Origin of the sequence: Lysobacter sp. GX 14042 (assembly GCF_021390425.1) — a bacterium.
GTDB lineage: Bacteria > Pseudomonadota > Gammaproteobacteria > Xanthomonadales > Xanthomonadaceae > Novilysobacter.
Map to the genome: position 1 here is coordinate 170,218 of NZ_JAJUWY010000005.1, position 15,143 is coordinate 185,360.

Sequence of the window (15,143 nt, forward strand, 5' to 3'; positions counted from 1 at the left end):
TATGTCGAGCTTCCTGTCCGATCTTAAGGAAAGCCTGCGCCGGCCTGAGTTCTGGATGTACTCTAGCTGGCTGGACATCATAACGCGGTACCGACGGACGCGACTTGGTCTTTTATGGATCGTCATTCCCACGGCGGTCTTTGTCGTAGCGATCGGGCAAGTCTACTCGGCGGTGATTGGGCATGACGCGGAATTCTATCTGCCCTATTTGGCCGTTGGGTTCGTGCTGTTCCGGTTCATGACTCAATGCCTGTCTGAGTCTGGCTCCATTCTCAGGGCGCATAAGCCGTTCATCATGGATGGACGCGTGCGCCTGACCGACTACGTGCTGCGCTCGATCGCCAAGGCGTTTTTCTTTTTTGTGTGCGCAATGGTGGTTGTGGTCGCCACGGTGGCATGGTCGCCTGAGACGTCCATTTTCAGTCTGCTAACAGTTCTTATCACCTTTCCTCTGGTGGTTCTGAATTCCTTTTGGCTTTCCAGCTGCATGTCGATGATCGGGGCACGATACGCGGACTCTTCCGAAATGGTTGCCACGGTGATGCGTTTCGGAATGTTGCTAACACCCATCCTCTGGGTAGGCGACCGTTTCTCCCCTGGGACATTCGGATGGTGGGCCATTCACCTCAATCCTGCCTATCACCTGATCACCGTAGTACGCAACCCGATCCTCGGGCAGCCGATTCCACCGGCTAGCCTTTGGTTCGTCGGCCTGATGACGGTATTTGGTTGGCTGTTGGCCTCGGCTATCTATCGGCGCTATGCGCGATTCGTGCCGCTATGGATCTGATGGGAGGAGAACCTTGATGACAGCTCATATCCGCGTGCGCGACGTTGTTCTTGATGTTCCTTACTTCGAGCAACCGGCTAGACAGGCCCAAAACTGGTTCGGGACGCTTGTCAGTGCCGCCACCGCCGTTCCCAAGCGCAGGTTTGCGCGCCTCCTCGACGGGATCAGCTTCGACATCGAAGAGGGCGACAGGGTTGTAATGCTGGGACGCAACGGCGCCGGCAAGACGACGATGTTGCGGGTGTTGACAGGGGCGTTCAGGCCTACGAGCGGCCACATAGATGTTGCGGGATCGCGACAGGCGCTGTTGAACTTGAGCCTTGGGTTCAGCCAGGAAGCCACCGTCCACGAGAACATTTTCCTTCGCGCCACGGCAATGGGTATTGACGCCAGCCGGATCCGGGGCATGGTGGGCGAGGTTCTTGATTTTGCTGAGCTGGGCGAAATCGAGAATCGCAGGCTCAAGACTCTGTCTGCCGGCCAGCGAATGCGTTTGGGTTTTGCTATCTCCACAGTCGTGCAGCACGACATCATGCTCTTGGACGAGTGGTTTGGGGCTGGCGACTTCGGGTTTGTCAGGAAGGCCCGGGAGCGGCTGGTAGACAGAGTCTCCGGCAGCAAGATCGTGGTCGTGGCGAGCCACAACATGGAGCTGGCGCGCCGGATGTGTAACCGCGGAATCGTTCTTCACCAAGGGAGGCTGGAGTTTGTTGGTCCGGTTTCCGAGGCCATCAAGTTCTACAAGGGCTTGGTGGACAAATCAAAGCGTCTGCAGGCCCTCGAGCTCGAGGCTGCAATTGCCGACGCCGCCGATGCCGTCGACTGATGTCCCGCGCGCCGACAGCCGACCCTGGCGCTACAGATCACTCTGGGGATGCCCGGCCCGAGGAGCTGCATCGCCTGCGAAGGCAGTTACGCCAAGTCGAACGACAGTTGGAAGCCAGGGAGGACGAGCTTGCCATCCTCCTGGGTAGCAACTCGCTCAAGCTGACCGCACCGTTGCGCTGGCTTCGACGCCGTTTTGGCCGCGCAGAAATGCCAGCGGAAGTGAACCTGGCTTCCAAGCAAAAGCTGCCACCCGCCGTCCGGGCGTTCCCCCGACGGCTCATCGAGTTCGATCCTCCGCCCGACCCCAATCAGAGCCATCGACCGCTGCGGCTGGATGGAGCTATCCAGCCCCTCGTGCCGGTCAAGGTGCGCGCCGGGCTGCTGGAGGACTCTACCGACCCCAAAGGAGTCCGCTACCACGGTCGTGAGGCGGAGCCCTTCCGGCTGGCTACCATCGCCAACCGAGAACTGCGGGAGGAGCTTTCTTTTGATGCGGCGGTCTTGCCACTTCAGGCTGGCGCGTGGAGGGAGCAGCTCCAAGTGGGACGGGTAAGTCTCGTGCTGATCGAGGGCGCGTGGGACCCGGAAGGAGGCTGGGGCGCAGGTTTCGGGGGAAGTCCGGCGTCACAGCGCTGTCTGCAACCCTTGTTGGACCACTGTCGCCAAGTAGGACTACCCGTTGTGCTCTGGGCACGAGAGGACGCGAGCGCCCTGGATCGCTTGGTCTGGCTCATGGCCCGAGTGGATCGTGTTTATGCCGTCGATCCCGAGGGCATGCAGTGGATGCAGCGCAACATCACGGGTGTGCCTGTCGCGCTGCTGCCGGTCGCCGTGCAGCCTGCGCTCTACAATCCCGTCCGCTCTTATGGAATCAAGGAGGCCCAGCCCGGACTGGAAGGTGCCGTGCTGTTCGATGGCTGGTGGGCGTTGGTGTCCGGTGCCGGGGACAACCCGGTGGTGCCCGCCATCGGTGATCGTCTAAGGGTGGTGGATACCGACGGCGACTATTCCTGGGCCAGGTTACTGGATGGCGCGGGTCATGCTGGTCTGTCGCTGGGATCTGTGACACCGCTGGAAAAATCCGCGCTGCTTCGGAGTGGCGCGGCCGAACTGTTCCTACCGCATCCGCACTTCCGGTCATGGCGACAGGCCAACAGCATGATGCGCGCTGCGGTCAGCGGTGCTGCGGTGCTCTGGGCGGAGCAGGGCGCGCCGCCCTGGGAAGGCGGAAAGTCGGTGCGGGTTTCTACCCTCGAAGAAAAGCTGGGTGGCGCGAACATGGCTGCGTGGATCGACGCACGTGCCAGGCACTTGGTGGTGCGGGAGATCCTGTCCAGACACTGCCTCGCTGATCGGTTGACCGTGATCCTCCGTGACTTGGGGTTGGACGGCACCCGGCCGAGCCCTCAGCAGGTTGCCCACCTCTTGGTGACCATGCGTCCCCGTTTGTTGGAGCGCTGTCTGGACAGGTTCCGCGCGGACCGGTACCCGTACCGTGAGCTGGTCGTTGTCCTGCATGGTGACGATCTCGATGTCACGGTCGCCAAGGCCCTCGTCCGCCCTGATGAGCCCGTCACGATTCTCCAGGCATCCACCAATCGCTCGCTCGGTGATTGCCTCAACATGGCCATTGGCCATACGCAGGCGCCGATCTGGATGAAGCTCGACGATGATGACTACTACGGCCCTGCGTACACGCAGGACATGATGCTCTATCGGCGGGCTATCGATGCACCGCTGATGGGTAAACCGCCGGCATTCGTCCATCTTCAGCAAGGGGACGAACTGCGATGGAACCCCATGTGGGCGGCGCAAGCCAACCTCCTCCACGACGCCGAGGAAGCGACCAGCGCACTAGTGGCCGGCGGCACGCTGGGCGGAAAAAGGGAGGTGCTAGAGACGATCGGCTTCTCTGCAGCCCGGCGGGGCGGCTCTGACTCGGAGTTCATCCAAAGGTGCTTCGAGCATGGGCATGGGCTTCTGGCGACGGACTACTTCAACTTCGTGCGCTACCGTGATGCTGCTGCGGGTACTCACACCTGGAAGATCCCGGATGAGGAGCTTCGACGGGGCACTGCTCACGTTGGCTCTCGCGATGCACTAGTCGATCATGTGTTTGTCTAGGGACGCCAGACATGAACTCGAGTTTCAAGCACACGAGTACATCAGCGCAGGCGGGGGGTGAAGAGATGGGCGTTGGCTCAGACTCCAATTTCATCGGTCGATGCTACGACCCCCGTGACGGCCTATTGGCGACAGACCGTTTCAACTTTGCACGTCTCAGGAGCGCCGGTGCGTCGGCGCATACGTGGAAAGCAAGCGATCGGGTGTTGGCCGCGCGAACCACGCTCTTCGGCGGCACGCGATCGCTGGCGGAGAGCGTCTTCATCTAGATGTCCTGAACAGTATGAGTATGGATCCCTTCGCGCCCCGGCCGTTAGCACAACCTACACGCTCCGAGATGTCTGCTCCGCCGGACAACGCCGAACCAGAAGTGTCGGGCAAGATCGTGCAAACACTAAGGCACGAACTCTCAGCGGCGCAGGAGAGAATTAGACACTTGGAGGCAGTTCAGGAGCAGATATTATCGAGCCGATCTTGGAGGCTCACGGCACCGTTGCGCGCAGCTCGCTCTTTGCTTGGTGCGGCGCCGGCGATCGACGCACTCGACACCGATCCGCTTGGCTTAAACGGGGGTGGCGATGAGCCAGAGTGGAACTCCGCAATCCCACTGGACTTTCCACACAGCATGCGGGCATCGAGCCCGGATGAGGCGAAGAAGACAAACGAGGTATGCAATATTCTTCAGGTCGATTGGACGATGCAAGGCCTTGTTCCAGACGCTTTGTTGTACCGTTCGTCGCCCACAAACGCGCTGGGAGTGACCCTCTACCACGGTCACGAGCGCAGTCCACCGCGGATTGCGTTCTTAGGTAGCCTCGAGCTTGCATCAGAGCTGGCGTTCGATGCCGCTGTTGTTGTACTGAGTGAATCCGGCTGGGAGAAGGAGCTTTCGGCCCATGAGTACGACCTGCTACTCGTTGAGCCGGCTTTGCACGTAGGGGGCGTGTGGCGTGGTGCTATGACCGCCAACGGCAGGGAACGCTCCGTCATCGAACATTTGCTTACGAGTGCACACGAGCGGGGTATACCGCGGGTGCTCTGGTACCGGGCAACTGCATCAGACGTGGCTACTTTCGGGTGGCTTGCGAAACATGTGGAGGCAGCTTACGCAGTCGACGCACAGACCGCCGCCGCATTGCGAGAACACAGTGGGTTTGAAACCCGCTTACTGGCGCCCGCGATCCAGCCAGCGTTACACAACCAATTTCGTACGTGGGAGCAGCTTGATGTCACAAGTCTCGCGCACCGCGTGCTGTTCGACGGATGGCTGGATCTGCAGGAAGGAGCAGGCGAAGATCCACTAGTGCAGCACTTCAAACTGTCGGATCGCCTTCTAGTCGCCGAAAGCGAGTGGGAGTTTGGCGGCACGCGGCTGTCCGACGCCGCGCAGTTCGAGCGGAATGCCCTCGGGTGTCTTAGTCCGATGTCGAAGGCCGCGCTTGCAAAGATGGTTGGCGCGGAGCTTTATCGGCACTCGAGTCTTGTCCCAGAGTGGCGCCAGCAAACCATGATGTTGCGTTCTATCGCGAGCGGCGCGATGGTCGCGCACAGCGGGACCGTCAAGCCGTCGTGGGGTGGTCTGCCGCTTTGCGGTCCGACCCCCGAAGTAGTGGGAGAGATTGAGAGGTTGCTCCTCGATCCGCTACAGCGGGCGAGGGCACAGCACAAGGCGTTTCGTGAGATCTTCAGTCATCACTGCATCGCGGATCGACTGAATCAGGTGTCGCGCGAAATGGGGTTAGGCGTCGTGTTTGGGCGGCGGCCACCATCTGTGGTTTGCATCCTAGTGACGATGCGCCCCCAACTACTAGCCCAATGCTTGGATCGATTCCGCAACGACCGTTATCAGTTCAAAGAATTGGTGGTTGTGCTGCATGGAAATGAGATGTCACTGAAAGACGCGCGCGCGCTAGTAAAGCCGGGTGAGCGTATTTCGATCTATAAGTTTGGAAAAGAGGTCAGTTTGGGCTCATGCTTGAACTTCGCGGCAGCGCAGTCGGACGCTGAGTATTGGGCAAAGATTGATGATGACGACCTTTACGGTCCTGACTATCTATCGGATATATTTCTTCACCATCGAGCAGTGGACTTCCCAATCGGCGGGAAAACAGCGGCGTTCACCTATAGTGAGGCTAGCGATGAAATCCTCTGGGATGAGCGCCATTCGGCAACGCGTTCGCGGCAACTGCGCCGTGGAGGGAGCGACGAGCGGGTCCACATCGCCGGCGGAACGCTCGTCGGGAAGAGAAGCATTCTACTAAATGAGCTGCCTTTCTCCGAGGCGCGCCGCCGGGGCTCAGATAGCGATCTAGTTCGCCGCTATAATTCGGCAGGATACCCGTTCGTTTCGTTCGATTATTTCAATTTCGCGCTGTATCGAAGTGATAGACCCGGCTTCCACACGTGGGACGCTGATATGCGCGAGCTCGCTCGGAGGGCTAGAGCCGTCGGGTCGGGCGCGGACATCGAGAATATGGTGTTTATATGATGAGTGCTAGTTTTCGTCGCCGCATTGCGCTTGCTATTTGGCCAGGGTGCCCGCCACAAGCTGACGTGGCAGGACCGACTGTCGAACATATTGCGCCGGTTGGCGTTCTATATGCGCGCGGATTTTTGCTATGCCGCGCGTCCCCGCCATCTAGTGTGAGGGCGTGGGACGAGCATAAAGTCGGTGACTGGTCACTGTTCGTCGACCCAAGGGTGCCGTTGCAGTACGCTTGCCGGAGCGGGCGCGAAGTCTGGTTGCTAGGGGATGCGTTTGATCCGGAGCTTCAGGTTTACACGGGGGTTGCCGCAGAGCTCGCGTCCGGAGACCTCCTTCGTGCTCTCGACAGGCTTGCTGGGCGTTTCGTGCTGTTTGTCTTAGACGCGGGTGAGCTGACCATTTACCATGACGCAATGGGCTCCCGGAGTGTCTTCTATGGGCTTGGCGTGGTGGCTTCGCACTCGGCTCTAGCCGCTGAAGTAATTGGAGCTCCCGTTAGGGACTGGGTATTGCCTTTCATCACTTCGCGAGCTTTCATCAAGCGTGACGTCAAATATCTACCCGGCTTAGACGCACCGTTCAGTGGCATCAGTCAGCTGACGCCGAACACTCGACTCCGACTGCCCGCCGGGCGAGTTGAGCGGTACTGGCCTCGTGGACCTAAATTATCGTCGAGCCGTGCCGACGCTGTTGATCTTCTAGTAAGCCACTTAGAGGGCCTTCGATCCTACATACGAGTGAGCGAATTAAGCATCATCATCGGGCTGAGTGCCGGACGAGACAGCCGCGGTGCACTAGCTGCATTGCGCGACGCCTCGCCTCGGCTGTTCACGTTCGTTAGAAGTAAGGACGCGAAGTCGTCGGATTCGCCAGACAGCCGTGTCGCGTCGGACCTTGCGAGAATATGCAATCTCAACCTAGAGATCGTTCGGCTGCCGTCGCCGGCCCGACTTGATGAAACGACGACAGGATTCGCCAGCGCGTTCCGCCGGAACACGGGTTACGTGCGTGGGAGCAACTCCGGCTGGATCAAACACTTCGCGGATGGCCCAACAAATGACCTGGTGTTTATTCGTGGCTATGGCGGTGAAATCATGAGGGGATTCTACCGTGAGATCCAGGAGATCTCGCCCAAGTCATTGGCCCATCTTTATGACGTCAATGCGGGCTCCAGGCTCACCCGAGACCGTTTTAAGACTTTCATCGACGTTGCGAAATGGCACGAGAATAGATTGTACGACTACGGATTGGCAGATATATTCTATTGGGAGCATCGAATGGGTGTTTGGGGGGCTTCGGCTTTGGCAGAGTCGGATATGGCGTTCCGTAGTGTCGCCTGCTACAACAGCCGTAACCTATTCATGGCGTTCCTCGGCCTACCAGAAGAGCATCGAAACACTTCCGCATTGTTTGAGGAGGCGACCTGTAGGCTCGCTCCCGAATTTGCAGATACACCTTACGAGAGCTAGCGCGTTCCTCTTTGCCTGCGGGCGACAAATTGGGACCAACTTCGGTCATCGTTGACGTTCGCTGCTCGAGCAGCGCCGCAGGCGGCATTATTAGTCACAGCGCGGCTGGTCGTTCTAATTGAGTCTGGATTGGAGCTGATCTACACAACAGTTTAGCCTTGCGACTCGAGGATTCTGTTTCACGTGAGCTCCGAAGCACTTTACCCGCAGGAGCGGAGAAATATGATAAAGATTTCTGAAAATGTGCCGGCTCTCCATCATCAGGAAAGCAGACGTTATTCCAGAGTCGCAGCGGTGTCGCTGCCATCTCTGCCTACCGCGCTTGCGGAAGCCTTCGAGGAGTTGGTTGATGTGCCTGTCGCCAGAGAGGCGCTCATCGTTCTGGGTTCCGCCGGCGAGGCGTTGCAGTTCCTGAAGAAGGATAACGATGCCCAGCTTCTAGTCTTTGTGCCGCACCCCGTTCGTCGTTTGGCAGCTGCTCTAGAGGAGGGTGTGTTGCCGAGCGCCGCGATCGAAAGGTCTGCCACGGAGATGCGCGTTGTTATAGAACTACTTAGAACGGGTCGACGTCGAGCGGTGTTGGTCGAGCAGTCTGACTTTCTTGCCCGCCCGGCTGCGATCTGGTCCGCCTTGGATGATGCGCCAGGGCATGCGAATAAGGACCCTGATCATTGTTCGACATATCTATCCCGAGAAGAAGGGAGTAATCTCTACGATGCGTTGGCGCTGCTGTGCATGATCGAGAGCGCGGAGCTGGGGAGTCTTTTGGGCGAGGTTGAGGCTTCGTTCGTTCCTTCGCGCAGCATGCGGGCTCCCCCTGCTGTGTGGGAGTCGGCGTTTGTCGAGTTAGCGAGGCTTAAAGAGGCGGCGGTACAAAGAGATCTGGCTCAGGAGCAGTATGCTGAGCTGCAGAGTGAATTTGAGGTCGTTGCTCGTGCTGAGGCAGCTTTGGCGAAGCGTGTATTGGTGCTCCTGCGTGAAGTGTCTACGATTGAGGCGGAGCGTAACCGTCTGGTTGAGGATCTCCAGCAGCTGAGGGCGGCCCACGAGCGGGATCACGGACAGCTCATGAATCTCACCTCCAAAGCGGAATACCTTCGCGGCAGGAAGATCGCTGCGGAGCGTCATGCATTGGCCTTGGAGCAGCAGCTAGTTCTGATGCAAAAGTCATCGTCGTGGCGCATCACTTCGCCGCTTCGTGCTCTCAAAACGCTTATGGGCGGCTTGAGGTAAAACAGTGATGCTGGGAACGTTGATTCGGTTGGGGGTGGCACAGCATCCCCGAAGTGTGCTGCACATCGGGCCTGCACCTCAGCAGGCATTGCCGACCTGCGGTGAGCGCGTCTATTTGACGATCGTAGACCCTACACTTGGGTCTCTTGCAACGAACGAGAACCCGGATGCGTCCGTGCTGCTTCGCGGGGGGGTCAGCAACAAGCGCGACCGTCGAACTCTAAACGTGCTGAATATACCGGAGCTGAGCAGCTTTAGAACACCTAACAGACTGCGTCAGAGCTATCCCGGGCTCCGGGTCGTCAGGAAGATCCCTGTCGATCAGTACACTACTTCGGCCGTGCTCAAGCTGCATGAGATCTCCAAAGAAGGGTGGAATCTCTTGATTCTGGACGCTGCAGGAGACGAGCGCGATGTTCTTGAAGCACTGAAAGAAGAAAATTCTTTAGAGCACTTCGACGCGATAATTCTTTACGCTGGCGAGTCGCCCTTGTACGATGGCGCCGCAGATGGCAGAGAGCTTTGCGTACTATTAGGTGGCTGCGGCTTTTACTTGGGGTCGGTGGAGCGGGATCGCTGGGATAGACTTTGCCTAACCTTCATTTGTGTAAGATCGGCGCCAGCTGGGCAAGCTACTATGACTCGGGTGGCGGAACTGGCGGCCAAAGTCGATGCATTAAGCCGAGAGGTCGAGCGTGCTCGCCGAGAGGCTGCCGCGCAAGTTGACGCCCGGCGCAGTGCGGAAGCCACCGCGGAGAGGCAGGGCGAGCGCATATCTCGCCAAGCAGCTGAGATCGACCGATTGTCATTGCAGGTGGCGGACGCTGAGGACCACGATAGTCATGCTCGGGCATTGCGAGAGTCGTTCAAAGCCGAGCTGAATAGCATAGAAGCTCAGCTGAAGCTACTTAGGGCGCTTACGCGCCCGTCGGGCTTGAGCGACGACTCTCCGCTATGAAGCACGATATCTCCCCGCAACTCCTACAAACCGCACGGGCGCTTTGGCAGCTCGGCCGGTGGAAGGAGTTGTTGGATATCATATCCAGCGAGGAGGATACTGGCGATCTTTCCGTGAGCTGGAACTCCGAACTGGCGCAGTATCAGATTCAAGCTGCATTACAGTTGGGGATGGACGCGTTTGCCGACCAGTGTATATCGAGTGCGCGAAACTCGGATCTGTCTGCTGGCTTCGCTTTCCGCGCGACCTTGTCGTCGACCCTCACTAGCTTGGCGCGAGCCTGGTGCATGATGGGCGATGAGGGTGCCGCTCGGTCGTGTATGCAAGAAGCCGTAGCCCTCTACCCTGAGCTGGGGGACGCGCGGTTTATCGCGAAGCTTCGGTACGATGAGTTGGTCAGTGACTTAATTCGGAGTGGTGCAGCTCTTCGGGACTCAAGGCTGAGTCACGAGCCCAGATGCTTATTCATAGATGCCGGGGGCTATGATGGCTGCTCAGTTCTGCAATTCCTCTTGGAGGAGCCTCACTTTGACTGCGTAAGCTTCGAGCCGAACCCGGAGCTTTGGGGCTACTTTGAGGGTCTTCCGACCCAGTTAATACGTAAGGCAGCGTACACGTATGCTGGAGAGATCCGCTTCACGGTCGATCCTGTTGACTTTGACGGCAGCTCAGTGATTGAAAGTAAGAGAATCGACTTTGAGGAGAACGTACCAAACGCCGACTGCCCAGTACTGACAGTTCCCTGTATGGATCTTTCTGAGTACGTGAAGGCTGCCGGGCAGAGGTATGGCCGCATCGTGCTCAAGCTCGATGTAGAGGGCGCAGAGTACGATATCTTGGAGAAGATGCTTCAAGACGACACGATCGACTTAGTGGAAACCCTTTACTGTGAGTTTCACTATGGAAAGCTCGAGATCTCCGAGACGCGCCATCGCAGGGTTCTCGAAGGTGTCTGCAGCAGGGTTAGGGTCCGCGACTGGGATGCACTTCCTTTCAGTTTCTCCCGCAAAGAGACCCGCAGCACCAGAGCGAAGCGCCGCGACAGACTGATTCGCGCGATTTACCACATCAAGTCCACTACCTTCCCCCGGCCGTGGCCACATAGCCGGCCTTACAAACACACAATGCCGGATAAGCCGCGCCCAGAATGAACGCCCCCAAGATATCCGTAATCGTTCCCCTCTATAAGACTGAGCTGTACGTAGAGAAGTGCTTGCGCTCGATTATGGCGCAGTCCTTCCCTGATATCGAGATAATTTGCGTCGACGACAGGTCACCCGATGCCTCGGCGGAGGTCGCGATGCGCCTCGCTGCAGAGGATCAGCGAATCAGGCTGATACGTCACGAGGAGAACCTAGGGCTCGGGGGCGCACGGAACACGGGAATACGAGAGGCTCGGGCCGAATATATCGCCAGCGTAGATAGCGACGACTTCGTAGAGTCAGGATTTCTTGAGGATCTATGGATAGGATCAGATGCTGGGCACTATGACGTTGTCGTTGCTGGCTATTCCATAGTGAGCCCATCCGGAAAGTGCTTGAAGAGGCACGCCGGAAAGAACAAAATCCTCGACCCGATTCCGGAGAACCAGAATCCGATTAGAATTTCCGATCCAGCATTCTGGAACAAGCTCTGGCGCCGGTCCTTGTTTGTCGATAACGAAATCTGGTTTCCGAACCATATCTATCACCAGGACTCGGCAACAACCCCTCGGATATATACTAAGGCGCGGCGGGTTAAGTTTATAAAGAGCTGGAAGTATAACTATTTACTTCGCGCCGATAGTATTACCCAATCTACCAGCGATAAGCATCTTCTTGATCGCTACCGTTGCGTCGATGTCCTCAAGGACTTCTTCATTCGAGAAGGTTTGTACGAAAAGCTAGAGGGTGCGATAACGGATCGGATCCTGAGCGGCTATTCGTACCATGTCGGCAACGTGGTGAAGAACCGTCATGGCGGTGAGGAGAAGACAAACGACTATCTCAGGCATCTACTGATTATGAGAGAGGCGTACCTTGAGCACGACATGGTAGTACGGGGAATGTCTCTTGAAGAGAAGGCCGATCTTCTGCTGAACCATAAGCCTATTCCGCGGGGAGCAGGTGGCGGCCAGCCTGAGTGGCAAGCATCAAAGCGGAAAGCCCCGAGCGAGCGTCCAGCCCTGCCAAGAGATCCTAGGGTTCTGGTGCTCACGCTCTACGCAGGAGAGCACGAGTTTGAGCAGTCTCGTACGTCACTCAGTGCGCAGACACACCAAAACTGGCAGCAGGTCGTCATCCGCGGAATGGGAAATCTAGAGGCGCATCATGCACTCTATAAGACAATTATGCAGCGGCGTGAGGATTTCGACCTCTTCATAAAGCTCGACGCTGATATGACTTTCGCGCGCGCCGAATGCATGGAAGAGATTATCGACATATTCAGAGAGAGACGAACTCTGGATCACCTTGTGCTTGCTTGTGACGACTACATGACGGGCACACAGATTATAGGCGTCCATACCTTTAGCAACCGCGTTCGTTGGGAATCAAGCGGTTCGGGTATTTTCAATGATCCGGATCCGTTGCGGCCCGGTACGCGCAAGATGTATGGGCAGCCCAAGATGACGTACTTCAGGCACGCGAGTGACCCATCCTCTCTCCAGGCGTTTCACTTCGGTGCGCACCGCGCTCTAAAGCTCGTGCAGCGGGGCTTCACTTTTGAGCAGAAGCGTGTCGAAGCGATGCACACGCAATGGGAGGCTCTCATAGGGTTATGGCAGCAGTACTGCCGATATCGAGATCGTCGCCATGCCTTAGCATTAGTGGCGGCCGATCTAGTCATTGGAGGAGCCTTGGGTGAACATGCCCACGACTATCAGGACCATGAGCTACACGCGGCCTTCGACCGCTTCAGCGCAGAGCCAGGTGCCAGGCTGTGGGAGCGTGTTGGGAAGCACTGGGAAAGTGACGACGCACGCCAAGAGTACTTTCAGCGCGCTGTCGGAGCTACAGGTCTTCAGAAGCTTGCTGCTGCGGCGTGACGTTCTCTCGCGGTGTGCGACAAACAGCAGGTATCGCAGCTCAGGACGCTACCGCATCGCTCCAGCAGTCTGCTGAGCGACTGAGTGCGGTGTGGCGCAAAAGAAATAGTTTCGCTGCGGCAAGTCTGCGTGGAGGGACTGCATAGATGGTGCACATGAATATACTGATTACGGGTGCGGCTGGATTCGTTGGTTTTCACTCAGCAAAGCGTCTTTTGTCGAGGGGACACCGAATCGTGGGGGTCGATAACCTAAACAGCTACTACGATGTAAGACTTAAGCACGAACGACTTACTCACCTTCGCGGGAACACTCGCTTTGAGTTCCATGAGCTGAATTTGGCAGATCGAGACGGGATGCGTGAATTATTCCGGACGAACAGCTTTGACGTCGTCCTGCACCTAGGTGCTCAGGCAGGCGTGCGGTACTCGATTGAGCAGCCATTTGCCTACATTGACAGTAACGTTGTCGGCATGCTTTCGGTGCTGGAAGGGTGCCGGCATAGTGGAGTGAAGCATCTGGTGTATGCTTCGTCATCCTCCGTATATGGGGCTAATACGAAGCAGCCGTTCTCCATTGAGGATCGTACCGATGATCCGGTTTCCCTATATGCCGCAACGAAGAAGTCCGACGAGCTCATGTGCAGAACGTATGCGCACTTGTATCGGCTTCCATCTACGGGGCTGCGCTTCTTTACTGTCTATGGCCCATTTGGGCGTCCCGACATGGCTTACTATAAGTTCGCAGACGCGATAACGGCAGGTCGTGCTATTGACGTCTATAATCACGGGAATATGAAGCGTGATTTCACGTATGTAGACGATATTGTTGACTGTATTGAAGTAATTGTTGAGAGAGAGCCGAGCTCCTCCAAGGATGCTACTCCACACCGGGTGTACAACTTGGGGAATAATCGGCCGGAGCGCGTCCTCACCCTAGTTGGGCTTTTAGAGGAGCACCTTGGAGTGTCAGCCAGGGTGAATCTGTTGCCTATGCAGCCAGGCGATGTAGAGGCCACGTATGCAGATATAGAGGCGACACGCCGAGATTTCGGGTTTGCACCAAAAGTTTCGCTCTCCGTCGGCATTCAGAAGTTTGCCGAGTGGTATCTGGCGCGTCGGGATGGCCTGGCTGCTAGTCGATGAGCGAAGAGCTGGCGGAGGTGCAAGCGACCCAGTGGAGTGTGCCATTGGCGGTTGGACGAGGAGCGCCGCGAAAGAATGAGAATGACACCTAATGACTAGATTTGAGGCGGACGAGAGCAGCTTCCCGCCTGCCTCTGAGCTAACGCGGGCGTGGATCCCACCGTACACGAAGATTGCGAAGACACCAAAGCATCACCCTTCTCGCCCATCGTTTAGAACGTGCCTGGACTTTTGGTACCGTGCCCCGTCGGCTGGGCCCAAACGTGCGGCGACCATACGGGGGCAGGCCTGGAGGAAGGTCGAAGGCAAGAGGTTGCTCGCACGGCTCGGTTTTCCGGTGGCGGAGACCATCATTGAATCCACCAAGATCGATGATCTGAGCGGGGATCAGTTCCGTGGCCGGGATGTAGTGGTAAAGCCAGTCAACGCGACGGACAGCTATGGTGTCATTATTCTCTATGCTCACGGGTCAGGATGGAGTACACGGAAGCACGGCGAGGTGTTCGGCGCAGAAGAGATTAAGACGAGAATGCGCCGGTTTCAGCGTAGACTGACGGAAGATGCGTGGATCGTCGAGGAGCTTTTACGACCGCGATCGGATCGATTTGGACGGATAGAGGATACAAAATTTTATACCTTCTATGGCCACAGTCCTCTGTTCCTTCAGAAGGAGAACGTGCCGAAACCAACCTACCGGTGGTTCGATCGCAAAGCACGCCCCGTCGATATTGTGAAGCCGGGTCAGGAGCCATCTACAACGTCGGCTCCGCCTGACAGGGTGGATGCGCTGCTGGAGCTTGCGAACGCTGTTTCGCGCTCGTTACCCTTTCCGTTCGTGCGGGTAGATCTATACGACACTGACCGAGGGCCCGTTTGCGGCGAGCTTACGCTGACGCCAGGAGGGTACTATGACTTTCCGGAGCATGTAGACCACTATCTTGGGTGCTACTTTGAGCACGCTCTGGTTCGTCTGGCGAGAGACATGTGGTGCGGTTCACCTAATCTCGCCTCCGTGAGAAATGAGCTCCCGGACTTTGCTCCATACTGAGTCCGCGATTGCTCGCCGTGTTTTCGTCTTGGCGATGC

Annotated in this window: 11 protein-coding genes; all 11 read left to right on the forward strand. The window is 57.5% G+C overall.

The features are described from left to right. Window position 1 precedes the first annotated feature (1 nt). Window positions 2-790 (forward strand): ABC transporter permease, encoded by a 789-nt coding sequence (locus tag LY625_RS09170; protein ID WP_233739724.1) that lies wholly within the window; start codon window positions 2-4, stop codon window positions 788-790. Between the two features lie 16 nt (window positions 791-806). Next, window positions 807-1,616, forward strand: a complete 810-nt coding sequence (locus tag LY625_RS09175) for an ATP-binding cassette domain-containing protein (protein WP_233739725.1) — start codon at window positions 807-809, stop codon at window positions 1,614-1,616. A 107-nt stretch (window positions 1,617-1,723) separates the two neighbouring features. Continuing rightward, window positions 1,724-3,742, forward strand: a complete 2,019-nt coding sequence (locus LY625_RS09180; protein WP_233739726.1) for a glycosyltransferase — start codon at window positions 1,724-1,726, stop codon at window positions 3,740-3,742. A gap of 370 nt (window positions 3,743-4,112) precedes the next feature. Then, window positions 4,113-6,230 carry a glycosyltransferase family A protein gene (locus LY625_RS13500; protein WP_233739727.1) on the forward strand — a complete coding sequence of 706 codons (2,118 nt, stop codon included), beginning with the start codon at window positions 4,113-4,115 and terminating at the stop codon, window positions 6,228-6,230. Between the two features lie 734 nt (window positions 6,231-6,964). Further along, window positions 6,965-7,696, forward strand: coding sequence for a hypothetical protein (locus LY625_RS09190; protein ID WP_233739728.1), 732 nt, complete (start codon window positions 6,965-6,967; stop codon window positions 7,694-7,696). A gap of 222 nt (window positions 7,697-7,918) precedes the next feature. Further along, window positions 7,919-8,929, forward strand: coding sequence for a hypothetical protein (locus tag LY625_RS09195; RefSeq protein ID WP_233739729.1), 1,011 nt, complete (start codon window positions 7,919-7,921; stop codon window positions 8,927-8,929). A 175-nt stretch (window positions 8,930-9,104) separates the two neighbouring features. Then, on the forward strand, window positions 9,105-9,887 hold the full coding sequence (locus LY625_RS09200) for a hypothetical protein (RefSeq protein ID WP_233739730.1): 783 nt from the start codon (window positions 9,105-9,107) through the stop codon (window positions 9,885-9,887). Beyond that, complete coding sequence (locus LY625_RS09205; RefSeq protein WP_233739731.1) at window positions 9,884-11,038, forward strand: FkbM family methyltransferase; 1,155 nt, start codon at window positions 9,884-9,886, stop codon at window positions 11,036-11,038. Before LY625_RS09200 ends, LY625_RS09205 begins: the two co-directional genes overlap by 4 nt. Beyond that, window positions 11,035-12,912 (forward strand): glycosyltransferase family 2 protein, encoded by a 1,878-nt coding sequence (locus LY625_RS09210; protein ID WP_233739732.1) that lies wholly within the window; start codon window positions 11,035-11,037, stop codon window positions 12,910-12,912. Before LY625_RS09205 ends, LY625_RS09210 begins: the two co-directional genes overlap by 4 nt. Window positions 12,913-13,067: 155 nt before the next feature. After that, window positions 13,068-14,057: an NAD-dependent epimerase/dehydratase family protein gene (locus LY625_RS09215; protein ID WP_233739733.1), complete on the forward strand. Its 990-nt coding sequence runs from the start codon at window positions 13,068-13,070 to the stop codon at window positions 14,055-14,057. A 337-nt stretch (window positions 14,058-14,394) separates the two neighbouring features. After that, window positions 14,395-15,105, forward strand: a complete 711-nt coding sequence (locus LY625_RS09220; RefSeq protein WP_233739734.1) for an ATP-grasp fold amidoligase family protein — start codon at window positions 14,395-14,397, stop codon at window positions 15,103-15,105. Window positions 15,106-15,143 lie beyond the last annotated feature (38 nt).

Coding starts and splice junctions, on each gene's coding strand:
- LY625_RS09210 (WP_233739732.1), top strand. CDS start 11,035: ATGAACGCCCCCAAGATATCCGTAATCGTTCCCCTCTATAAGACTGAG.
- LY625_RS09205 (WP_233739731.1), top strand. CDS start 9,884: ATGAAGCACGATATCTCCCCGCAACTCCTACAAACCGCACGGGCGCTT.
- LY625_RS09195 (WP_233739729.1), top strand. CDS start 7,919: ATGATAAAGATTTCTGAAAATGTGCCGGCTCTCCATCATCAGGAAAGC.
- LY625_RS09170 (WP_233739724.1), top strand. CDS start 2: ATGTCGAGCTTCCTGTCCGATCTTAAGGAAAGCCTGCGCCGGCCTGAG.
- LY625_RS09175 (WP_233739725.1), top strand. CDS start 807: ATGACAGCTCATATCCGCGTGCGCGACGTTGTTCTTGATGTTCCTTAC.
- LY625_RS09215 (WP_233739733.1), top strand. CDS start 13,068: ATGAATATACTGATTACGGGTGCGGCTGGATTCGTTGGTTTTCACTCA.